Source organism: Kitasatospora sp. NPDC049258 (assembly GCF_040678895.1).
GTDB lineage: Bacteria > Actinomycetota > Actinomycetes > Streptomycetales > Streptomycetaceae > Kitasatospora.
Window position 1 is genome coordinate 37540 of record NZ_JBFAQT010000019.1, and the last position, 20889, is coordinate 58428.

Here is a 20889-nt window from a genome sequence, read left to right on the forward strand (position 1 = left end):
GGGCCATGGACATGAGCACTAGCATCGACGAGACCTCGACCCTTGCGGCCCCGCGCGCGGCCAAGCGCCCGAAGGCCGACCGGACCACGCGCTTCGCCGAGGGCGGGGGAGTCCTCAACGTCTTCTCCCACGGCTTCCTGGCCGTGTGGGCGCTGCTGATCGTCTTCCCGCTGGTCTGGGTGGTCCTCGGTTCGTTCAAGACCGACGCGCAGATCAACGGCAGCGCCTGGAGCTGGCCGGCCACCTTCGCCTTCGACGCCTTCACCCGCGCCTGGTCCAAGGGCATCGGCGGCTTCTTCCTCAACACCCTGATCGTGCTGGCCGGCTCGCTCACGCTGACCATGCTGCTCGGCGGCATGGCGGCGTACGTGCTGGCCCGGTACGAGTTCAAGGGCAGCAAGGCGATCTACTACCTGTTCGTGGCCGGCTCGATGTTCCCGGTCTACCTCGCCCTGGTCCCGCTGTTCTTCATGGTCCGCAACCTCGGTGAGATCTCGCCGTTCCTCGGCCTGAACAGCTACCTCGGCCTGATCCTGGTGTACGTGGCGTACTCGCTGCCGTTCACCGTGTTCTTCCTGTACTCGTTCTTCCGCACCCTGCCGACCGCCGTGCACGAGGCGGCGATGCTGGACGGCTGCTCGCACTCCCGGGCGTTCTTCCAGATCATGGTGCCGATGGCCAAGCCGGGCCTGATCAGCGTGGGCATCTTCAACGTGCTCGGCCAGTGGAACCAGTACATCCTGCCGGTCACCCTGATGCAGCCGACCACGGCCGGCGAGGCGGACCACTCGATGCTCGCCCAGGGCCTGGTCAACCTGGCCCTGCAGTCCGGGTACAAGAGCGACGCCCCGGCGCTGTTCGCCGGTATGACCATCGCCATGCTCCCGGTGCTGGTGGTGTACCTCTCCTTCCAGCGCCAGGTGCAGTCCGGCCTGACCTCGGCCACCCTCAAGTAGCCGGCCCCGTAGCCACGGCAGCGACCGCCACGGCCGCAGCAGGCACGACAGCGACAGACACGGCAGCGGCCGCCCGGGAAGCCCCGGGCGGCCGCTGCCGTGCGCCCGGGTCAGCCGCGGTCGCAGACCTGCGCGCGCAGCGCCCGGGCCAGGTTGTCCCGGCACTCCAGCACCAGCCGGCGCAGCGCCGGCGCGGCCTGCGGGTGCGCGGCCAGCCAGGCGTCGGTGGCGTCCAGGGTCGACTGCTCGGTCTGCAGCCGGGGGAAGAAGCCGCCGACGATCCGCATCGCGATCTCGATGCTGCGCTGGGCCCAGACCGGCTCCAGCAGCTCGAAGTAGGCGTCGGTGTAGCCGGCCGTCAGCTCCCGCTGGTCGGGCTGGGCGAAGCCGGCGATCTGCGCCTCGACCAGCGCGTTGGGCAGCTCGTCCGAGTCCACCACCGCCGACCAGGCCGCCGCCTTGGCGCCCGGGGTCGGCAGCGCCGCCAGGCACTTGACCGCCCGCTGCTTGCCGCTGGCGGTGTTGTCCCGCCGCAGCTCGCCCTCGATCGCCTCGGTGGTGGCCCGGCCGGCCGCGGCCAGGGTGAGCCAGAACTCCCAGCGCAGCTCCTGGTCGACGGCCAGGCCGTCGATCCGGGCGGTGCCGTCCAGCAGCCCGGCCACCAGCTGCAGGTGCTCGGCGCCGTCGGCGGCCGAGGCCAGGAAGCGGGCCCAGGCCAACTGGTGGTCACTGCCGGGGGCGGCGGCCCGCAGCTCGCGCAGCGCGCACTCGGCCAGCAGCCGGGCGCCCTCGGCGCGCCAGGTCGGGTCGGCGTACAGGTCCAGGGCGGTCCTGGCCTGCTGGTGCAGCGACTGCAGCACGCCGATGTCCGACTCCTGCCCGGCGAAGCGCAGCACCAGGTCGAGGTAGTCCCGGGCCGGCATCAGGGCGTCCCTGGTCAGGTTCCACACCGCCGACCAGGCCAGCGCGCGGGTCAGCGGCGAGCTGAGGTCCCCGAGGCCGGTGCGCAGGGTCTCCAGCGAGACCTCGTCGAAGCGGATCTTGCAGTAGGTCAGGTCCTCGTCGTTGACCAGCACCAGCGCGGGCCGCGGCCGTCCGGCCAGCTCCGGTGCGGCGGTCCGGGCTCCGGCCACGTCCAGCTCGACCAGCTCGGTGCGCACCAGCGCGCCGGTCTCGTCGCGGTCGTAGAGGCCGATCGCCACCCGGTGCGGGCGCGGCGTCCCGCCGTCCTGGAGCACCGCCAGCTCGGTGATCCGGCCCTCGGCGTCGCAGGTCACCTGTGGGGTCAGCGAGTTGACCCCCGAGGTCTGCAGCCAGGCGGAGCTCCAGGCCTTCAGGTCGCGCCCGCTGGTCTCCTCCAGCACGCTCAGCAGGTCGCCCAGCACGGTGTTGCCGAAGGCGTGCCGCCGGAAGTAGCGGCGGGCGCCCTCGAAGAAGGCCTCCCGGCCGACGTAGGCCACCAGCTGCTTGAGCACCGAGGCGCCCTTGGCGTAGGTGATGCCGTCGAAGTTGAGCTTGGCGTCCTCGAGGTCCCGGATGTCGGCGGTGATCGGGTGCGTGGTCGGGTACTGGTCCTGCTGGTACGCCCAGGCCTTGCGGCGGTTGGCGAAGGTGATCCACGCGCTCCGGTAGCGGGTGCCGGCCCCGATCAGGCCGTAGGAGCCCATGAAGTCCGCGAAGGACTCCTTGAGCCACAGGTCGTCCCACCACTTCATGGTGACCAGGTCGCCGAACCACATGTGCGCCATCTCGTGCAGCACCACGTTGGCCCGGCCCTCGTAGGCGGCCTCGGTGACCTTGGAGCGGAAGACGAACTCCTCGCGGAAGGTCACGCAGCCCGGGTTCTCCATCGCGCCGATGTTGTACTCGGGGACGAAGCACTGGTCGTACTTGCCGAACGGGTAGGGGTAGTCGAACTCCTGGTGGAAGAAGTCCAGCCCCTGCTTGGTGACGGTGAGGATCTCCGCCGCGTCGAAGTGCTCGGCGAGCGACTTCCGGCAGGTCGCGGCGAGCGGGATCTCCAGCCGGGTGCCGTCCGGCAGCTCGCGGCTGTAGTGGTCGCGCACCACGTGGTACGGGCCGGCCACCACGGCGGTCAGGTAGGTGGAGATCGGCCGGGTCGGGGCGAACCGCCAGGTCCGCGCGTCGCCCTGCTCCTCGACCGACTCGTGCACCGCGTTGGCGTACACGTCCCAGCCGGCCGGCGCGGTCACCGAGACGGTGAACGGGGCCTTGAGGTCGGGCTGCTCGAAGTTGGCGAACACCCGGCGGGCGTCGGCCGGCTCGAAGTGCGTGTAGAGGTAGGTCTCGCCGTCCACCGGGTCGACGAAGCGGTGCAGGCCCTCGCCGGTGCGGCTGTACGCGCAGTCCGCCGCCACCACGAGGACGTTGTGGCCCTCCAGCCGGTCGAGCGCCACCCTGGTGCCGTCGAAGACCTGGGCCGGGTCCAGCTCACGGCCGTTCAGGGTGACCGAGCGGACGCCGGGAGCGAGCAGGTCGGCGAAGCTGGCGGCGCCCGGGGTGGCGGCACGGAAGGTGATGGTGGTGGTGGAGAGGAAGGTGGGGGCTGCGGGGTCCGGAGCGGAGGTCAGATCCAGGTGGACGCGGTAGCTCTCCACCTCGATCAGACCGGCCCGCTGCTGGGCTTCCTCGCGGCTCAGGTTCTTGCCCGGCACGGTGGTACTCCTGTCCGTATCAAGCCTTGTGGGGCTGGGGTGCCGGGCGCATCCTTTCATGCTCGGCGCCACGTACCATTGCACAGCCCTGGCGGAATCAGCCGCTGATTCCCGGTGTTGAGGCCCTACGTCAGACCCACTCGCACCCGTTGACCGAAGGGCACTGTCCGTGACGACTGCCGACTCCCGCAAGATCGCCGACTTCTGGTTCGACCCGATCTGCCCCTGGGCCTGGATGACCTCCCGCTGGATGCTGGAGGTCGAGCAGCTGCGCCCGGTGGACACCCGCTGGCACGTGATGAGCCTGTCCGTGCTGAACGAGAACCGCGACGACCTGCCGGACAGGTACAAGGAGCTGCTGGGCAAGGGCTGGGGCCCGGTCCGGGTCCTGATCGCCGCCGCCCAGCAGCACGGTGACAAGGTGCTCGGGCGCCTGTACACCGAGCTCGGCACCCGGTTCCACAACCAGGGCCTGCCGAACGACCGGGAGACCATCGAGGCCGCGCTGACCGCCGCCGGGCTGCCGGTCGAGCTGGCCGACGCCGCCGACACCGACGCCTACGACGAGGCGCTGCGCGCCTCCCACCAGGAGGGCATCTCGCTGGTCGGCGAGGACGTCGGCACCCCGGTGATCGCGGTCGACGGCCCGGACGGCGACCGGGTCGCCTTCTTCGGCCCGGTGGTCACCCCCACCCCGCGCGGCGAGCACGCCGCCCGGCTGTGGGACGGCACCGTGCTGGTCGCCTCCACCCCCGGCTTCTACGAGATCAAGCGCACCCGCACCGCCGGCCCGTCCTTCGAGTGACGGTGCCCGACGGCAGACGGACGGGCCCGGTACGCGCGCTGCGTACCGGGCCCGTCCGCTTCGTCATCGTCAGGCGGAGCGCCTGCTCCGCAGCCGGCCGGCCAGGGCCAGCGCGGCGGTCAGGCCGAGGGTGAACCAGAGCTGGACCCGGTTGCCGGCGTCCAGGGTCATCAGGGCCAGCACGGTCACGATGCCGGCCAGCGCGATCCAGGTCAGGTACGGGAAGGCCCACATCCGCACGGTCAGCTGCTCGGGGGCCTCGCGCTCCAGCCGCCGGCGCATCCGCAGCTGGGCGACGGCGATGAAGGCCCAGACCACCAGGACGGCCGCGCCGACCATGTTGAGCAGCCAGCTGAACACGGTGGTCGGCCACCAGTAGCTGAGCAGCACGGCGAGGAAGCCGAACGCCGAGGAGGCCAGCACCGCCGGCCGCGGCACCCCGCCGGACACCCGGCCCAGCGCCTTCGGCCCCTGGCCCCGGCTGACCAGCGAGTACGCCATCCGCGAGGAGCCGTAGATATTGGCGTTCATCGCGGAGAGCAGCGCGATCAGCACCACCACGTTCATCAGCTGCCCGGCGCCGGAGATCCCGATCCGGTCCAGCACCGCGACGTACGGGCCGGGCTTGATCACCGACGGGTCGTTCCACGGCACCAGAGTGACGATCACGGCCATCGAGCCGACGTAGAACAGGGCGATCCGCCACATCGCGGTGCGCACGGCGGAGGCCACGCTGCGCCGGGGGTCCTCGGACTCGGCCGCGGCGATGGTCACGGTCTCCAGGCCGCCGTAGGCGAAGACCGAGGCGAGCAGCCCGGTGATCAGCCCGGTGGTGCCGTGCGGGAAGAAGCCGCCGGAGCCGGTCAGGTTGGCCGTGCCGGGCGAGGAGGTGCCGGGCAGCACACCGGTGACGGCCAGCACCCCGACCACCAGGAAGGCCGCGATCGCGGTCACCTTCACGGCGGCGAACCAGAACTCGAACTCGCCGAAGTTCTTCACCGCGGCCAGGTTGGTCGCGCAGAAGAAGCTCATGAAGATCGCGACCCAGACCCAGGACGGCACCCCGGGCAGCCAGCTGCCCATGATCCCGGCCGCGCCGATCGCCTCCGCGCCGACGCCCACGCACAGCAGGGTCCAGAACAGCCAGCCCACGGTGAGCCCGGCCCAGGGGCCGATCTCCCGCTCCGCGTGCACCGAGAACGAGCCGCTGGCCGGGTGGGCCGCCGACATCTCGCCGAGCATCCGCATCACCAGCATCACCAGCAGGCCGGAGAGCGCGAAGGCCAGCACGATGGACGGCCCGGCGGCGGCGATGCCCGCGCCCGAGCCGACGAAGAGGCCGGCGCCGATCACGCCGCCGAGCGCGATCATCGACAGGTGCCGCTGCTTGAGGCCGTGCGAGAGCCGGCCCTCGGCGGGGGAGGCGACGGGATGGTCGGACCGGTCCAGGACGGGCGGTCGGGAGGGGGTCGACATCGGGTCGGATCCAGACTGTTCGGATAGCGGAGACTTCGGGCCACTATTCGGTATGACCGGCGGACCGGCCAAGGAGCGCGGCGAAACGGTCGCCATCCGGACGGTGTTGTGACCGAAAGTGCGCGCCCGACTGCGCAGATGTGTCCGAATCAGGTCGGATCCGACAAGTGCGGCCCTGACGGTTTGTCGGATGCCGACGCCCCCGCACCGGCCGTCCGGAGCATAGGTTCACAACTGTTCACCCGCCCCGACGTGTCCGAACGGAAGAACCAGCCCATGGCCACCGCCACCGCCACCTCCGCCCCGTCCGCCGTCGTCCTCGCCGACCTGCTGCCGCGCGCGGCCACCCGCCTGGGAGCCCAGGCCCGCGAACTCGCCCTGGTGGCCGGCGGCGCCGCGTTCACCGGCCTGGCCGCGCAGCTCTCGGTCAACGTGCCCGGCTCGCCGGTCCCGGTCACCGGCCAGACCTTCGCCGCCCTGCTGGTCGGCACCGCGCTCGGTGCCCGCCGCGGGATCGCCTCGCTCGGCCTCTACCTGCTCGCCGGCCTGGCCGGCCTGCCCTGGTTCGCCGACGGCACCTCCGGCTGGGCCATGCCCAGCCTGGGCTACGTGCTCGGCTTCGTGCTCGCGGCCGGCCTGACCGGCGCGCTCGCCCGCCGGGGCGCCGACCGCAGCCCGCTGCGCACCGCCGCCGCGATGGTCCTGGGCAACCTGGCGATCTACGCCGTCGGCGTCCCCTACCTCGCCGCCGCGCTGCACCTGCCGCTCTCCCGCGCCGCCGAACTCGGCCTCTACCCCTACCTGGTGGGCGACGCGCTGAAGGCCGCGCTGGCGATGGGCGCGCTCCCGCTCACCTGGAAGCTGCTCGGCCGGCGCTGATCTCCGGCACCCGGCACCGGTCGCCAGGCCGCAGGCTTCGGGCCCGCTGCCGGGCCCGCTGCCGGGACCAGCCGCACCTGCATGCCACACTCATACCCATGCGCGTGTACCTGGGCTCCGACCATGCCGGATACGAACTCAAGAACCACCTTGTCGAGTGGCTCAAGGAGGCCGGCCATGAGCCGGTCGACTGCGGGCCGCACATCTACGACGCGGAGGACGACTACCCGCCGTTCTGCCTGCGCGCCGCCGAGCGCACCGCCGCCGACCCCGAGGCCCTGGGCGTCGTGATCGGCGGCTCCGGCAACGGCGAGGCGATCGCGGCCAACAAGGTCAAGGGCGTCCGTGCGGCGCTGGCCTGGAGCGAGCAGACCGCCGCCCTGGGCCGGGAGCACAACAACGCCAACGTGATCAGCGTCGGCGGCCGGATGCACACCGTCGACGAGGCCACCAAGTTCGTCGAGATCTTCCTCAACACCCCGTACAGCGGCGAGGCCCGGCACACCCGCCGGATCGAGATGCTGAGCGAGTACGAGACCACCGGCGAGCTCCCGCCGATCCCGGCCCACCACCCCCAGGGCTGATCCGCTCCACCCCCGGCACCACCCCACCCTCGACCCCTGCCGCACGGGCCGTCAGAACCCGTGCGGCAGCCAGGGGGCCAGGTCCGAGGCGAACGCCCGCGAAGCCTCGGCCAGCGCGCCGTCGCGCACCTCGCGGACCTGCCCGGCCGCCCCGAGCGCGGCCAGCGTCACCCCACCGAGATAGGCCGAGCCCAGCGCCCGGACGTCCAGCGCCAGTTCGGCCGGCCGCTCGGTCCGATCACAGCTCGCCCCCTTGCCCGGGCCGTCGCTGCGCAGCCGCCAGCGCCCCGCGTTCCACGGGCAGAAGCCGTCGGTCAGCTCCAGCACCAGGTCCACCGGGCCCGGGTAGCCGCGCCCGGCGAGCGCCGCGGCCACGTCGACCAGCCGGACGAAGAGCGAGTCACCCACCCGCGGCTCCAGCCGGCGCGGATCCGAGACCAGGAACAGCAGCGGGTCGTCGACCGGCCGGTTGCCCGCGTGGACCTGCTCCGTGAGGTCCAGCTCCAGCAGGTACGACCAGAGCGCCGCGTACGCCTGAGGGGAGAGCGCCTCGATGTCGCGCACCCGGACGGTACCGGCCGCGATGTCGCGGACCCACTCGCCCTTGACCGCGTAGCGCGCGTAGCCCACCAGCCGGCCGCTGTCGCGCTCCTCGGCCAGCACGCACTGCAGCGGTGACGCGCCCTCGCGGGCACCGAGGGCGTCGAGCAGCGGGAGCTTCTCCCAGCCCGGCCGGCGCTCCAGCATCCCGGGCCGCCCCGGCACCAGGGCCGCGTACAGCCGCTCGCAGTCCGGCCCGGCCGCCGCCGGGTCGGCGAGCCGCAGCCGGAGCGCCGGGCCGGGCAGCGCGGGGAGGCTGATCCTGGCGCTCGGCACCGTGACCGCCATCCGCCAGCTGCCCAGCCCGTAGCCGAACCGCCCGTAGATGGCCGGCTCCGAGGCGGTGAGCACGGCCAACGCCTCGCCCCGGGCCCGGACCTCGTGGAGCTGGCGGCGCATCAGCGCGGTCAGTGCCCCGCGCCGGCGGTGCGTCGGCAGCACGCCGACCATGGTGACGCCCGCGGCCGGCAGCACCGCCCCACCTGGGACCGCCATCCGGAAACTGAACGCACTGCCGCCGCCGACGATCTGTTCGCCGTCGCAGATCGCCAGTGAACGGTCGATCTCGGTCAGTTCGTGCCAGAGCGCGCGCTCCTCCGGCTGCTCCTGTTCCCCGCCGAAGGCGATCTCCAGCCCGCGGTACCAGGTGTCCCACTCCGCGGCGGCCAGCGGCCGGACGGTCAGGGGCTGCGGTGAATCCGGGGTCCGCGGTGCGGACGGGTCGGCAGTCATACGCCACAGCTATCAGCTCGTCCGTGCGAGCGCGACCGACTTTTGCGACATGTCCGGTCGAAACCGCTCGCGCGGCGGGCGGCGCGTACCGGCCTCCCGCACGCTCCCGGAAACGGCGCCCAGGCCCGCGGACCGGCCCCGCCGTGCGGCCGAAACCCACCCGGCCCGCGGCGGAACACGACGGCCGAGCCGCCCCACCCCGTCGACGCCGGGCACGACCGGTGGATAAGGTCGGACCCCATGGCTGGCAGAGAGCCGGGCGCACCGCCCCAGACGACTGCGACGGGCCCGGCCGCTACGGCCGCGGAGCCCGCCGCGGCGCTGCTGCGCGCCAAGCTCTACCGCACCCGCCGCCGCATCCGCCGGGCCGGTGTCGACTACTTCCGCGGGGACGGCGCCGACTGGCTCGCCTTCACCGCCTTCCTGCTCGCCATCCCCCTGCTGGTGCTGCTCAACGTCTGGATCCCCGCCTGGGTCCCGCCGACCGCACTGGTGCTGCCGATCCTGGCCGGTGCCATGCTGCTGCGGCCCGGCACCCTGGTCCTGCTGTACGGCGCCGCCGCCCTCGGCCTCTCCACCGAGTCACTGATCCACACCGGCGAGCGGGTCGCCAGCGACCACCCCGAGGAGTACGTCTACGGGGTCACCCCCGGTGCGGCCCTGGTGGTCGGCGCGGTCGGGGTGGCCGGGCTGCTGGTCGCCCAGTTCCGCAGCCGGGTCGGGGTGCCCTGGCGCGGCGGCGGCTCGATGCTCTTCGACCTGCGCGAGCGGATCCGGGTCCAGGGCCGGATCCCGGCCCTGCCCGAGGGCTGGCACGCCGACATGGCGCTGCGCCCGGCCGGCGGCCAGTCCTTCTCCGGGGACTTCGTGGTGGCGGCCCGCACCGGCCCCGGGCGCCGGGTCCTGGAGGCCGTCCTGGCCGACGTCTCCGGCAAGGGGATGGACGCCGGCTCGCGGGCCCTGCTGCTCTCCGGCGCCTTCGGCGGCCTGCTGGGCTCGCTGCCGGCACACGAGTTCCTGCCCGCCGCCAACGGCTACCTGCTCCGCCAGGACTGGGAGGAGGGCTTCGCCACCGCCGTCCACCTGGTGCTGGACCTGGACACCGGCGAGTACGAGCTGCTCTCGGCCGGCCACCTGCCGGGCATGCAGCGGCTGGCGGGCGCCGGCCGCTGGGAGGTCCAGGAGGCGGAGGGTCCGCTGCTCGGCGTCTACGACGGGGCCAAGTTCGACGGCGTGCGGGGCCGGCTCGCCCACGGCGACGTGCTGCTGCTGTGCACCGATGGCATGGTCGAGGTGCCGGGCCGCGACCTGACCGAGGGGATGGACCGGCTGATGGGCGAGGCCGACCGGCTGGTGGCCGGTGCCCAGTTCGGCAGCGGCAGCCGGGGAGTGGCCGGCCGGCTGATCGAGTCGGTCGCCAAGGACGTCAACGACGACCGGGCCGTGCTGCTGCTCTGGCGGCGCTGACGCCCGTCCGCCCGGTGGGCGGCGGCCCCGCGCTGTCAACCGCGAGTGGTGATCTTCGGCCATTCCCGGCATCCGCGCCGCCGCAGTGGATCACAGTGCGGGCGGCCTGCCGGTTTGCCGCCCCGGGGCCCTGCCCCGCGCGGGTGGCGGGGAGCCCGTCGACGCACCGTCAGAAGGCCTCCGCTATGGTCTCGGACGGCGGAAATTCGTCCCACATCGCGGGATCTTGCTCCTAGGCTTCCGACAAGTCCTTTACGGAGTCCGCACGAGCGACCACACTGAGTCCGGGTGGGCTGGTCGAGACTCGGGGGATGGGGGGCGAATCGTGCGCCACGCGGCTGTCGTCTGGCGACCTCGGGTGCCCCTGTGGCGCTCCGGTCGCGGCGGGACGGCCTGTCCGCCAGGGACCGTCCGGTTCCGTCTTGAACCCGCCATGAAATGAGGAAGTGAGTCCGGGTGGCCTTCTCCGTGTCCGCGCTGGTGCTGTTCGGCATCATCGTCGTCATCTTCATCCGTAACAAGCAGCTGAAGACCAGCCACGCGATCATCGCGGCGCTGTTCGGCTTCATGGTGAGCCAGTCCACGGCGGCCAAACCGATCCAGGACTTCCTCACCCAGCTGGCCTCGACGATCTCCTCCGTCGCGGGCTGAGTCCTCCCGGGTCCGCTGTCGAGCCGGTCGGCGCCGGTGCCGCCCGGCGCTTCGCCCTGCCCGCGTGCGGCCGACCGCGGCCCGTCCTCGGGCGGGCAGCGGGTGCTGCTGGTGCTGCGGGTGGTGGCGGTATTGCCTGTGGTATCGGTACTGCGGATGCTCGTGGGGCCGGTGGTGTTGCGGGAGCCGGCGATGCCGCGGGGGCTAGCGGCGCTGCGGCTTCGGCCGGCGCAGCCGGGCCAGCAGCCCCGGCCGCCGGGCCGTGACGGTCGGCGCGGGCACCCCGGCGGGCTTCGGCGGCTCGGCCGGCTGCTCGGCGACCTCGGCCACCAGCAGGATGAACAGCCTTGCCCAGCACAGCCGTTCGCCGCGGGGCCAGTCCAGCGCGCGGAGCGCGGCCGAGGCGCGGTCGCAGACCACACCGTTCACCCGGACCTCCGCGACGTCCTCGCCCGCCCGGCCGCCCAGGAACAGCTTGACCCCGTTCACCTGCGGCCCGGTCAGCTCCGGGCGCAGTGGCTCGGCGAGCGCCGCGAGCGGCTGATGGGCTGCCAGCCAGTTGGCCAACTCCCCTGAACCGAAGCCGAACACGGCGGCCGGCCCCTGCACCGCGTGCCAGCCAGGCAGCTCCACCGACCGGTAGTGGTCGCCGTGCTCGCCCCGGCGGTCGAGCAGTTCGACCACGGCGGTGGCAGTGGTGGTCGCCCACATCCGGACGGCGTTGTCGAGCTGCTCCTCCTCGGTCCGCCCGAGCCCGGCCGCGCAGTCCCAGACCACCGGCCCGTCGGCGCGGCCCAGTTGCAGCACATAGCCGAGGTCGACATGGCCGGCACCGCCGTCACCCGGGTGCTCGCGGACCGCGACGGCGGTGCTGCCCGGCCCCCGCAGCAGCTCGCCGTCGACGGTGAACCCCTGCCCGAAACGCGCCATTTCGCGGATCACGCTGCGCTGTATGACGTCCAGTCGGTGCTGCGGGCCCACAGGCCGGCTCCTAGCTCGAAGCGGTGGGGTGGAATCGAACAGGGCTGAGGCTATCGGCCGCCGCCCGCTCCCGGGAAACCCGCGCGCGGCCGTCGGCGCCGGGTCTCGCACCCGTCCGGTGGGGCGTTCCGGCCGGCCTCGGCGGTCGGCGCGGCCCCCGCGGGGGTGACCGGAGTCACGGAAGGCGGGGGTTTTCGTGCCCGTGGGTGAATTCTCGGCCACGGAATGCGATATCGGTGACGACCTGCGGCCGTGCATTCACCAGGGGTGAGGAATTCGGCTGCGGTGGGCCCTGTGGCCACAGCGGAGCGTGACCTTCGTCCCTGTTGATCTTATGTCCCTTTAGTTCCTTACGCACCGTCACTTGCTCCGTACACGCCTCATGGGTTTTGCTTCGTGACCTGCCCGGCAAACGCCGGGTGGGGCCACCGGGTGGAACGCCGAGTCCTGCCGCTGCCCGGGGTCGACGCACACCATCCGTGCACGGCAGGAGCGGGGGACCCAAGGTAAGTGCCGTTTCCGGAATTCCGGTGCGGCTTGGGGTGAAGCCGTGTCTTTTTCACGGCCGGGCGATCTCCCGTCCGAACCCGACAGCTCACCTCGTAGGCGTCGGAGAGGAACCGCTCAATGTCCGGTAAGGGCAAGCACCGTCGTCCCCGTCTGTCCCGTCTGACCCGAATTGCCGTCGCCACCGGTGTGGTCACCGCTGCCGTCGCGCTTCCGGCCACCGCCGCCTCGGCCCACGGCACCTCCGCCGACGCCCAGGGCACCGTCTCCGCCTCGGCCGAGCAGGCCGCCGCCCCGGCCGCCCCGGCTGCCGCGCAGGCTCCTGCCGACCACACCTACCAGGTGGTCCACGGCGACACCCTGTCCAAGATCGCCGCCGCCGAGCACGTCGACGGTGGCTGGCAGAAGCTGTACCAGGACAACCGCCAGGTCGTCGGGGGCAACCCGAACCTGATCTTCCCGGGCCAGAAGCTGACCGTCGGTGGCCAGCAGGCCGCCCCGGCCGCCGCCCCGAAGTCCGAGGCCCCGGCCGCGAAGGCCTCGCGCTCCGAGCACCGTGCCCCGGTCACCCAGGCCCCCAAGGCCGAGACCCCGAAGCCGGCCGCCCCCAAGCCGGCTGCCCCGAAGCCGGCCGCCCCCAAGACCGAGGCGCCCGCCGCGTCCGCCCCGGCCGTGGCCCCCGCCACCTCGGGTTACGTCGCCCCGGTCAACGGCCCGCTCGGTACCCCGTACCACCAGGCCGGCTCCAACTGGTCCTCCGGCTACCACACCGGTGTCGACTTCGTGGTGGGCACCGGCACCTCGGTGAAGTCCATCGCGGCCGGCACCGTGGTCTCGGCCGGCAACGGCGGCGCCTACGGCAACGAGGTCGTCATCAAGCACGCCGACGGCAAGTACTCGGAGTACGCCCACCTGTCCTCGATCGGCGTGTCGGTCGGCCAGACCGTCACCGCCGGCCAGCAGATCGGCCTCTCCGGTGCCACCGGCAACGTCACCGGCCCGCACCTGCACTTCGAGGTCCGCACCGGCCCGGCGTACGGCTCCGACATCGACCCGGTGGCCTACCTGGCCGCCCACGGCGTCAAGGTCTGATCCTCGGGATCGACGCCCACCGCCACACCTGCCGCAGGCCCGACCCAGGACCCCAAGTCCCGGGCCGGGCCTGCGGCATGCCCGCAGACACCGGCTGTCACCTCAAGACGCCCGCACGGGCCCCCGGCCGAGGCCGGCCCACCGGCCCCCGAAAACGACTGCGGCCCCTGCCCGGCGAGTTGATCGCCGACCAGGGGCCGAGGTGGTGGAGCGGGTGACGAGAATCGAACTCGCGTGACCAGTTTGGAAGACTGGGGCTCTACCATTGAGCTACACCCGCCTGCGTGCAGTTGACGGTACGTCCGACTGTACGCGACCCCTCGGCCGGGGTGCGGCCGGGAGGACGGGGCTAGCGTACCTGGTCGGGGCGGTGGAGCGCACGTCGCTTTCGCTCCGGCGGGGGGTTGATAATGCGCCGGGCCGAGGGAGGCCGCCGTGTACTCTTCCTCTCGGCACTACGGGGTGTGGCGCAGTTTGGTAGCGCGTCCGCTTTGGGAGCGGAAGGCCGTCGGTTCGAATCCGGTCACCCCGACATCGTGTGCGGCAGGGTCTCGTCCGGTGGACGGGGCCCTGTTTCGTCGTCCGGCCGGCCGTGCGCGGACCGGCCCGCCCGGTGCTCCGGCGGGGGCCCGCGGCAGCGCCCTGGCGTCGGGCTTTCGCGGTACCGGTAGGATGGGCTGCTGGCGGTAGTACCTGTGGCATGCTCGCAGGTCAGCCGCCCGAGGGCGAGGAGTCACGCTCACCGTCCACCCCAATACGGGAGATGCAGCTCCAACCGCCCATCGCCCGTCTCGCCAGCTCGCTCGGCCGTTCCCGGCCGTACCGGGTCGGCGGAGACAACCAGACCGCAAGCCCCTAGGAGACCTAACCGTGAAGAGCGCCGTCGAGACTCTGAACCCGACCCGGGTTCGACTCACCGTCGAGGTGCCCTTCGAGGAGCTCAAGCCCAGCCTCGACGCGGCGTACAAGAAGATCAACCAGCAGGTCACCGTCCCGGGCTTCCGTAAGGGCAAGATCCCGAACAAGGTGATCGACCAGCGCTTCGGCCGTGCCGCGGTGCTCGAGGAGGCCGTGAACGACGCGCTGCCGCGCTTCTACACGCAGGCCGTGGACGAGGGCAAGATCGAGGTTCTCGGTCAGCCCGACATCACCGACATCGAGGGTGTCGAGAAGCTCGCCGACGGGGGTGGCCTCAAGTTCACCGCCGAGGTCGACGTCCGCCCGGAGATCGCTCTCCCGGACTTCTCCTCGATCAGCGTGGTCGTCGACCCGGTCGTCGTCTCCGACGAGGACATCGAGAAGTCGCTGGAGCAGCTGCGTGAGCGCTTCTCCTCGGTCAAGGACGTCGAGCGCGCCGCGGGCGCCGAGGACGTCGTGGTCGTGGACCTCGAGGCCAAGGTCGACGGCGAGGTGCCGGAGGACGGCACCGCGACCGGCGTGAGCTACGAGATCGGCTCCGGCCGCCTGCTGGACGGCATCGACGAGGCCGTCATCGGCCTGTCCGCCGGTGAGACCAAGACCTTCACCACCACCCTCAAGGGTGGCACCCAGGCCGGTAAGGACTCGGAGGTCACCGTCACCGTGACCGCCGTCCAGGAGAAGGAGCTCCCGGAGCTGGACGACGAGTTCGCCCAGCTGGCGAGCGAGTTCGACACCCTGGAGGAGCTGCGTGCGGACTCCCGCAAGCGCCTTGAGCGCATGAAGGAGTTCGACCAGGCCACCCAGGCCCAGGAGAAGGTCCTGGACGAGCTGCTCGGGCTCGTCGAGATGGACTACCCGGAGAAGCTCCTCAAGGACGAGATCGAGACCCGTCGCCACAACCTGGAGCACCACCAGCTGGAGCCCATGGGTCTGAACCTGGAGACCTACCTCGCCACCCAGGACAAGTCCCTCGAGGACTTCCTGGCGGAGACCGAGGAGCAGGCCAAGAAGGGCATCAAGACCCAGTTCGTGCTGGACGAGATCGTGGCGAAGGAGGAGCTCGGGGTCAACCAGGAGGAGCTCACCGAGCACCTGATCCGCCGCGCCGCCGGTTCGGGCCTCACCCCGGACCAGTTCGCCCAGCAGGTCGTCCAGGGCAACCAGGTCCCGCTGCTGGTCGGCGAGGTCGCCCGCGGCAAGGCGCTGGCCCTGGTGGTCGAGGGCGCCGCGGTCAAGGACACCAACGGCGAGGTCGTCTCCTTCGAGGACGACGAGACCGAGGAGTCCGCGGAGCAGGCCGAGGCCGGCACCGAGACCGAGGCTGCCGCCGAGTCGACCGAGGCCTGAGCCCCGACCGACCTCAGCGTGACGCCTGATTGACAGGTGGTAGTGGGCCCGGACACCGCACGGTGTCCGGGCCCACTGCCGTCCGGCACCTCGGCCTGCCCGCCGTCCGGCCGCCGGCGCCCCCGGGCCGTCCGCTTCCGTTCGCTGTCCGTTGGCACCACCGGACCCTGCGCTCACAGCGAACAGTTCTGCGTGGGGGATTCTGCGGCCCCGCCCGGGCGTTAGGGTCCATAGACAGCGACACACAAGCAGATCGACTGAGCAGGTGGCTAAGTGACGTTCCCGCAGATGCAGATGCCTGGCCTGATGGCGCCGCACGCCGCCGCTGGTGACGTGCTCGGCGGCCTGGGCGACCAGGTCTACAACCGGCTGCTCAACGAGCGGATCATCTTCCTCGGCCAGCAGGTCGACGACGACATCGCCAACAAGATCACGGCCCAGCTTCTGCTGCTGGCGGCCGACCCCGAGAAGGACATCTACCTCTACATCAACTCCCCGGGCGGCTCGATCACGGCCGGCATGGCGATCTACGACACCATGCAGTACATCAAGAACGACGTGGTCACGATCGCGATGGGCATGGCGGCCTCGATGGGCCAGTTCCTGCTGACGGCCGGCGCCAAGGGCAAGCGCTTCTCGCTGCCCAACGCCAACATCCTGATGCACCAGCCCTCGGCCGGCCTCGGCGGCTCCGCCACCGACATCCGGATCCAGGCGGAGCAGCTGCTGCGCACCAAGAAGCGGATGTCCGAGCTGATCGCGCACCACAGCGGCCAGTCCTTCGACCGGGTCACCGCGGACTCCGACCGGGACCGCTGGTTCACGCCGGAGGAGGCCAAGGAGTACGGCCTGATCGACCAGATCATGCACAGCGCCGCGGACGTTCCCGGCGGCGGCGGCACGGGCGCCTGAGCGCCGCCCGTCATCGGACACCCAGACCGCACGCTTCGTCGGAGGACAGACCAACCCATGAACACCACCCCCAACATGCCGCGCGGTGAGTACTACGGTGCCCGCGCCGAGGGCCGTTACATCGTCCCGCGCTTCGTCGAGCGCACCTCGCAGGGCATCCGCGAGTACGACCCGTACGCCAAGCTGTTCGAGGAGCGCATCATCTTCCTCGGCTCCCAGGTGGACGACGTCTCGGCCAACGACATCATGGCCCAGCTGCTGTGCCTGGAGTCGATGGACCCGGATCGCGAGATCCAGATGTACATCAACTCGCCCGGCGGCTCGTTCACGGCCCTGACGGCCATCTACGACACGATGCAGTACGTGAAGCCCGACATCACCACCGTCTGCATGGGCCAGGCCGCCTCGGCCGCCGCCGTGCTGCTGGCGGCCGGCACCCCGGGCAAGCGGATGGCGCTGCCGAACGCCCGGATCCTGATCCACCAGCCCTACACCGAGACCGGCCGCGGCCAGGTGTCGGACCTGGAGATCCAGGCCAAGGAGATCTTCCGGATGCGCGAGCAGCTGGAGGAGATGCTGGCCAAGCACTCCAAGAAGCCGGTCGAGCAGGTCCGCGACGACATCGAGCGGGACAAGATCCTCACCGCCGAGGAGGCGCTGGAGTACGGGCTGATCGACCAGATCATCTCGACCCGCAAGACCTCGCTGACCGACTGACGGACGCACCGGCGGCTCCGGGGCGGGTCGCGGGCGCATCCCTTCGTACGGGATGTGACCTTGCGCCCCGCCCCGAGCCGTTCCGGTCGGGCCGCGGACCCGGCACAATTGCCGTGCGGGTCCATGCCCGCAGGACGGCATCTGTTCGGTATCAATTCGCCCAGGGCGTAGGGCAGAGCTGCCGAAGACGACGGAATTTCCGGCGCGGCAGAGTACCGTCGGATAGCGAGACCGGCCGCCGTTCGGCGCAGCCGGTCCACAGCACCAGGCCCCGGAACCCCCGCGGGGCCCCTGGCGAAGGGGAAGCACCTCGTGGCACGCATCGGAGACGGCGGCGACCTGCTCAAGTGCTCGTTCTGCGGCAAATCGCAGAAGCAGGTGAAGAAGCTGATCGCCGGGCCAGGTGTGTACATCTGCGACGAGTGCATCGACCTGTGCAACGAGATCATCGAGGAGGAGCTCGCCGAGAGCTCCGAGGTGCGCTTCGAGGAGCTGCCGAAGCCCCGCGAGATCTACGAGTTCCTGGACCAGTACGTGGTCGGCCAGGAGCTGGCGAAGAAGGCCCTGTCGGTCGCGGTCTACAACCACTACAAGCGCGTCCAGGCCGGCGAGAGCGGCCGCAGCGGCGGCACCGGTCGTGAGGACGCGATCGAGCTGGCCAAGTCCAACATCCTGCTGCTGGGCCCGACCGGTTCGGGCAAGACGCTGCTGGCGCAGACCCTGGCCCGGATGCTGAACGTGCCGTTCGCGATCGCGGACGCCACGGCGCTGACCGAGGCCGGCTACGTCGGCGAGGACGTCGAGAACATCCTGCTCAAGCTGATCCAGGCGGCGGACTACGACGTCAAGAAGGCCGAGACCGGGATCATCTACATCGACGAGATCGACAAGGTCGCCCGCAAGAGCGAGAACCCGTCGATCACCCGTGACGTCTCGGGCGAGGGCGTGCAGCAGGCGCTGCTGAAGATCCTGGAGGGCACCACCGCCTCGGTGCCGCCGCAGGGCGGGCGCAAGCACCCGCACCAGGAGTTCATCCAGATCGACACCACCAACGTGCTGTTCATCGTGGGCGGTGCCTTCGCGGGCCTGGAGCGGATCATCGAGGGCCGCGCGGGCGCCAAGGGCATCGGCTTCGGCGCCAACATCCGCTCCAAGCGCGAGCAGGACGCGAGCGACCACTTCCGTCAGGTGATGCCGGAGGACCTGGTCAAGTTCGGCATGATCCCCGAGTTCATCGGCCGCCTCCCGGTCATCACCAGCGTGCACAACCTGGACCGTGAGGCGCTGCTGCAGATCCTCACCGAGCCGAAGAACGCGCTGGTCAAGCAGTACCGCAAGCTCTTCGAACTCGACGGCGTGGAGCTGGAGTTCACCCGGGACGCGCTGGAGGCCATCGCCGACCAGGCGATCCTGCGGGGCACCGGCGCCCGCGGTCTGCGCGCGATCATGGAGGAGGTGCTGATGTCCGTGATGTACGAGGTGCCCTCGCGTCAGGACGTCGCCCGCGTGGTCGTGACCGGGGACGTGGTCTCCAAGCACGCCATCCCGACCCTGGTCCCGCGCGACATGATCAAGCGGGAGCGGCGCGAGAAGAGCGCCTGACCTCCCGCCCCGGCACGACAGCGGCCCCGCACCGGACGGTGCGGGGCCGCTTCGCCGTTGGGCCGGGTGCTACTTCGGGACCTCGGCCACCTGGCGCAGCTCACGGGCGTCCGCGGCGGCCGCCGCCAGGTCGGGCTTGGCGGTGGAGTCGGCCTGGCCGGTCAGAATGCCGACCACCGAGCTGCCGTCGGCCCAGACGCAGAGGCTGTCGGTCTCCGACTCGGCCGCCATCACCTCGCAGGTGAGCTTGCCGCCGAGCGGGCCCGGGTCGAAGTCGCTGCGGCCGTTGAAGGTGGTGCCCTGGCCGGACGCGCCCTTCTCGAAGCTGTCGAAGAACTCGCTGACCTGGGTGTTCGGAGCGAGCACGTTGCCGTAACCACCGAAGGTGATGATGACCTTGCCCTGGTCCGAGGCCTCGTCGGTGTAGAGCGCGCTGACCGCGGTCGGCGTCCAGGCGTCCTTGCCCTTGCCGAACTCCTGCTGGAGGCTGCTCTGCATCTGCTCGGCCAGCGGGTTGGTGGTGTTGCGCTTCATGCCCTTGAAGGTCTCCGGCATGACCACCTTGTGGGTGCCGGTCTTTGACGACACGTCGTAGACCACGTAGGCGAGCGCGCCGGCGCCGAGCAGGATCGCCCCGCCGACGCAGCCGAGCACGATCCAGAGCGTCTTGCGGGACTTCTTCTGCTGCTGGGCGGGGTAGCCGGGGTAGCCCGGGTACGGTGCGCCACCCTGCGGGGGCACCGAGCCCCAGGGCTGCTGCGGCTGGGAGGGGTCGCCGTACGGCTGCGCCGGGGCGGCGCCGTAGGGCTGGGCCGGCGGCGGCGGGGCACCGTAGGGCTGGGCGGGCGGCTGACCGCCGTAGGGGTTCTGCTCGGACACCGGGTATCGCTTCCGTTGTGGGATGGGGACGGGTCGTACGGGACGGCCGGGTGAGCGGCCGGCCCGGAGGGGGACTACTTGGCGACCACCATGGCGTCACGGATCTGCCGCGACCGGTCGGCGGCCTGGGCCGCGGACAGGGTGGAGCCGGAGCCGGTCAGCGAGATGCTGGTGAACACCACCGTGCCGACCGTGGAGTGGTTGGCCCAGATGCACAGCGGGGTGTCGATGGAGCTCGCGCTGGTGCCGCTGGTCGCCACGCCGCACTGCATCTTGCCGCCCGGGTCCTTGAGGTCCTTGGCGTCGACCTCGGCGAGCGGGGTCTTCCAGGTCATCTTCATCGCGCTCGCGGTCGCGGCCATCACGGCGGCCGGGTCGTCGACGGTGCCCCAGTTGCCGCCGACACTGATCAGGTCGGTGGCGCTCTTCTGGTACATCGCGGAGAGCGAGCCCTCGACCTTGGTGAGGCCGCCGCCGGCCGGCACGTCCTGGCCGGACTTCTTGCTGTAGCCGCCGGGCAGGCTCTCCGGGGCGCTCAGCTTGTACTTGGCGGTGGCCGTGGAGCCCTTGCCGCCGCCGCTGCCGCCGGTGCCGCCGTCGGAGGAGCCCTTGTCCGTCAGCTTCATCGCCACGAGGCCGCCGCCGACCAGCACCAGGGCGCCGATCACCAGGCCGACCACCAGGCCGGTGTTGCCCTTGCGCGGCGGCTGCGGGTAGCCGCCGCCGTACTGGGGCTGCTGCGGCGCCGCGTTCGGGTAGCCGGGCTGCGGGGCGCCGTACTGCGGGACGGGCTGCTGGGGGTAGCCGTAGCCGGGCTGCGGGGCCGGGGCGCCGTACTGCGGCGGCTGGCCGTACCCGGGCTGCGGGGCGCCGTACGGTGGCTGCCCGTACGGCTGCGGTGGCTGCCCCTGCGGATACTGCTGACCCTGGCCCTGGCCGTACATCGGCGTCGATCTCCCCCACCGCTCGTGGAGCGGCCTCGTTGCGGCGTGACCCGTTCGCGGGCACGCGCGCGGACTGTGGCGTACGAGTATTCGGGCACGCTACCGTACGCCGCCCGCCCCGCGGCCGGGCGGCCCGGCCCGGCGCGGTTCGTAACCGGGCCC

17 protein-coding genes, 2 tRNA genes and 1 riboswitch are annotated in these 20889 nt (G+C 71.7%); of the genes, 12 read left to right on the forward strand and 7 right to left on the reverse strand.

Annotation, left to right across the window (positions count from 1 at the left end; genetic code table 11):
* The first annotated feature begins 11 nt into the window (after nucleotides 1-11).
* A complete protein-coding gene (locus tag AB0K43_RS18205; RefSeq protein WP_363640836.1) occupies nucleotides 12-956 on the forward strand; it encodes a carbohydrate ABC transporter permease in 945 nt (314 codons plus the stop codon).
* Nucleotides 957-1066: 110 nt separating this feature from the next.
* Here the strand turns inward: AB0K43_RS18205 and pepN are convergent, their stop codons facing one another.
* Complete coding sequence (gene pepN / locus AB0K43_RS18210; protein WP_363640838.1) at nucleotides 1067-3631, reverse strand: aminopeptidase N; 2565 nt, start codon at nucleotides 3629-3631, stop codon at nucleotides 1067-1069.
* A gap of 235 nt (nucleotides 3632-3866) precedes the next feature.
* On the opposite strand from pepN, the gene AB0K43_RS18215 reads away from it, so the two are divergent.
* Nucleotides 3867-4436 (forward strand): disulfide bond formation protein DsbA, encoded by a 570-nt coding sequence (locus AB0K43_RS18215; protein WP_363640970.1) that lies wholly within the window; start codon nucleotides 3867-3869, stop codon nucleotides 4434-4436.
* Nucleotides 4437-4505: 69 nt separating this feature from the next.
* Here the strand turns inward: AB0K43_RS18215 and AB0K43_RS18220 are convergent, their stop codons facing one another.
* The gene (locus AB0K43_RS18220) at nucleotides 4506-5807 is read right to left on the reverse strand and encodes an amino acid permease (RefSeq protein WP_363640972.1); all 1302 of its coding nucleotides are present in this window, start codon (nucleotides 5805-5807) and stop codon (nucleotides 4506-4508) included.
* Between the two features lie 381 nt (nucleotides 5808-6188).
* On the opposite strand from AB0K43_RS18220, the gene AB0K43_RS18225 reads away from it, so the two are divergent.
* A complete protein-coding gene (locus AB0K43_RS18225; RefSeq protein WP_363640840.1) occupies nucleotides 6189-6791 on the forward strand; it encodes a biotin transporter BioY in 603 nt (200 codons plus the stop codon).
* Nucleotides 6792-6889: 98 nt separating this feature from the next.
* Nucleotides 6890-7375: a ribose-5-phosphate isomerase gene (locus AB0K43_RS18230; RefSeq protein WP_363640842.1), complete on the forward strand. Its 486-nt coding sequence runs from the start codon at nucleotides 6890-6892 to the stop codon at nucleotides 7373-7375.
* A 51-nt stretch (nucleotides 7376-7426) separates the two neighbouring features.
* On the opposite strand, the gene AB0K43_RS18235 is transcribed toward AB0K43_RS18230, so the two are convergent.
* Nucleotides 7427-8707, reverse strand: a complete 1281-nt coding sequence (locus tag AB0K43_RS18235; protein WP_363640844.1) for a GNAT family N-acetyltransferase — start codon at nucleotides 8705-8707, stop codon at nucleotides 7427-7429.
* Between the two features lie 324 nt (nucleotides 8708-9031).
* Between AB0K43_RS18235 and AB0K43_RS18240 the strand changes: the two genes are divergently transcribed.
* Both AB0K43_RS18240 and AB0K43_RS18245 read left to right on the forward strand, forming a co-directional pair.
* A complete protein-coding gene (locus tag AB0K43_RS18240) occupies nucleotides 9032-10174 on the forward strand; it encodes a PP2C family protein-serine/threonine phosphatase (protein WP_363640974.1) in 1143 nt (380 codons plus the stop codon).
* A gap of 456 nt (nucleotides 10175-10630) precedes the next feature.
* A complete protein-coding gene (locus tag AB0K43_RS18245) occupies nucleotides 10631-10825 on the forward strand; it encodes a hypothetical protein (RefSeq protein WP_350640734.1) in 195 nt (64 codons plus the stop codon).
* Between the two features lie 204 nt (nucleotides 10826-11029).
* Here AB0K43_RS18245 and AB0K43_RS18250 read toward each other — a convergent pair whose 3' ends face one another.
* On the reverse strand, nucleotides 11030-11755 hold the full coding sequence (locus tag AB0K43_RS18250) for a DUF6348 family protein (RefSeq protein ID WP_363640846.1): 726 nt from the start codon (nucleotides 11753-11755) through the stop codon (nucleotides 11030-11032).
* Between the two features lie 479 nt (nucleotides 11756-12234).
* Nucleotides 12235-12428, forward strand: a riboswitch (cyclic di-AMP (ydaO/yuaA leader).
* Between the two features lie 5 nt (nucleotides 12429-12433).
* On the opposite strand from AB0K43_RS18250, the gene AB0K43_RS18255 reads away from it, so the two are divergent.
* Nucleotides 12434-13405, forward strand: a complete 972-nt coding sequence (locus AB0K43_RS18255) for a LysM peptidoglycan-binding domain-containing M23 family metallopeptidase (RefSeq protein ID WP_363640848.1) — start codon at nucleotides 12434-12436, stop codon at nucleotides 13403-13405.
* A 206-nt stretch (nucleotides 13406-13611) separates the two neighbouring features.
* Here the strand turns inward: AB0K43_RS18255 and AB0K43_RS18260 are convergent.
* A tRNA-Gly gene (locus AB0K43_RS18260) sits at nucleotides 13612-13685 on the reverse strand.
* Nucleotides 13686-13863: 178 nt separating this feature from the next.
* Here AB0K43_RS18260 and AB0K43_RS18265 point away from each other — a divergent pair.
* From AB0K43_RS18265 to clpX, 5 genes are all read left to right on the forward strand, one after another.
* Nucleotides 13864-13937: transfer RNA gene (locus AB0K43_RS18265), tRNA-Pro, on the forward strand.
* Nucleotides 13938-14275: 338 nt separating this feature from the next.
* Entirely contained in the window at nucleotides 14276-15673 is a 1398-nt protein-coding gene (gene tig, locus AB0K43_RS18270) for a trigger factor (RefSeq protein ID WP_363640850.1), read from the forward strand.
* 306 nt (nucleotides 15674-15979) lie between these two features.
* On the forward strand, nucleotides 15980-16585 hold the full coding sequence (locus tag AB0K43_RS18275) for an ATP-dependent Clp protease proteolytic subunit (protein ID WP_363640976.1): 606 nt from the start codon (nucleotides 15980-15982) through the stop codon (nucleotides 16583-16585).
* A 57-nt stretch (nucleotides 16586-16642) separates the two neighbouring features.
* A complete protein-coding gene (locus AB0K43_RS18280; RefSeq protein ID WP_363640852.1) occupies nucleotides 16643-17302 on the forward strand; it encodes an ATP-dependent Clp protease proteolytic subunit in 660 nt (219 codons plus the stop codon).
* 312 nt (nucleotides 17303-17614) lie between these two features.
* The gene (clpX, locus tag AB0K43_RS18285) at nucleotides 17615-18904 is read left to right on the forward strand and encodes an ATP-dependent Clp protease ATP-binding subunit ClpX (protein WP_350640740.1); all 1290 of its coding nucleotides are present in this window, start codon (nucleotides 17615-17617) and stop codon (nucleotides 18902-18904) included.
* A gap of 69 nt (nucleotides 18905-18973) precedes the next feature.
* Here the strand turns inward: clpX and AB0K43_RS18290 are convergent, their stop codons facing one another.
* A complete protein-coding gene (locus AB0K43_RS18290; RefSeq protein ID WP_363640854.1) occupies nucleotides 18974-19783 on the reverse strand; it encodes a hypothetical protein in 810 nt (269 codons plus the stop codon).
* A gap of 74 nt (nucleotides 19784-19857) precedes the next feature.
* Nucleotides 19858-20727 (reverse strand): hypothetical protein, encoded by an 870-nt coding sequence (locus AB0K43_RS18295; protein WP_363640856.1) that lies wholly within the window; start codon nucleotides 20725-20727, stop codon nucleotides 19858-19860.
* Between the last annotated feature and the right edge of the window lie 162 nt (nucleotides 20728-20889).

What these genes read in the sequence shown, in the direction of transcription:
- AB0K43_RS18215 (WP_363640970.1), top strand. Translation starts at nt 3,867, where the DNA reads ATGACCTCCCGCTGGATGCTGGAGGTCGAGCAGCTGCGCCCGGTGGAC.
- AB0K43_RS18230 (WP_363640842.1), top strand. Translation starts at nt 6,890, where the DNA reads ATGCGCGTGTACCTGGGCTCCGACCATGCCGGATACGAACTCAAGAAC.
- AB0K43_RS18205 (WP_363640836.1), top strand. Translation starts at nt 12, where the DNA reads ATGAGCACTAGCATCGACGAGACCTCGACCCTTGCGGCCCCGCGCGCG.
- AB0K43_RS18225 (WP_363640840.1), top strand. Translation starts at nt 6,189, where the DNA reads ATGGCCACCGCCACCGCCACCTCCGCCCCGTCCGCCGTCGTCCTCGCC.
- AB0K43_RS18220 (WP_363640972.1), bottom strand. Translation starts at nt 5,807, where the DNA reads ATGATCGCGCTCGGCGGCGTGATCGGCGCCGGCCTCTTCGTCGGCTCG.
- AB0K43_RS18280 (WP_363640852.1), top strand. Translation starts at nt 16,643, where the DNA reads ATGAACACCACCCCCAACATGCCGCGCGGTGAGTACTACGGTGCCCGC.
- AB0K43_RS18295 (WP_363640856.1), bottom strand. Translation starts at nt 20,727, where the DNA reads ATGTACGGCCAGGGCCAGGGTCAGCAGTATCCGCAGGGGCAGCCACCG.
- AB0K43_RS18255 (WP_363640848.1), top strand. Translation starts at nt 12,434, where the DNA reads ATGTCCGGTAAGGGCAAGCACCGTCGTCCCCGTCTGTCCCGTCTGACC.
- AB0K43_RS18275 (WP_363640976.1), top strand. Translation starts at nt 15,980, where the DNA reads ATGGCGCCGCACGCCGCCGCTGGTGACGTGCTCGGCGGCCTGGGCGAC.
- AB0K43_RS18235 (WP_363640844.1), bottom strand. Translation starts at nt 8,707, where the DNA reads ATGACTGCCGACCCGTCCGCACCGCGGACCCCGGATTCACCGCAGCCC.
- AB0K43_RS18250 (WP_363640846.1), bottom strand. Translation starts at nt 11,755, where the DNA reads ATGGCGCGTTTCGGGCAGGGGTTCACCGTCGACGGCGAGCTGCTGCGG.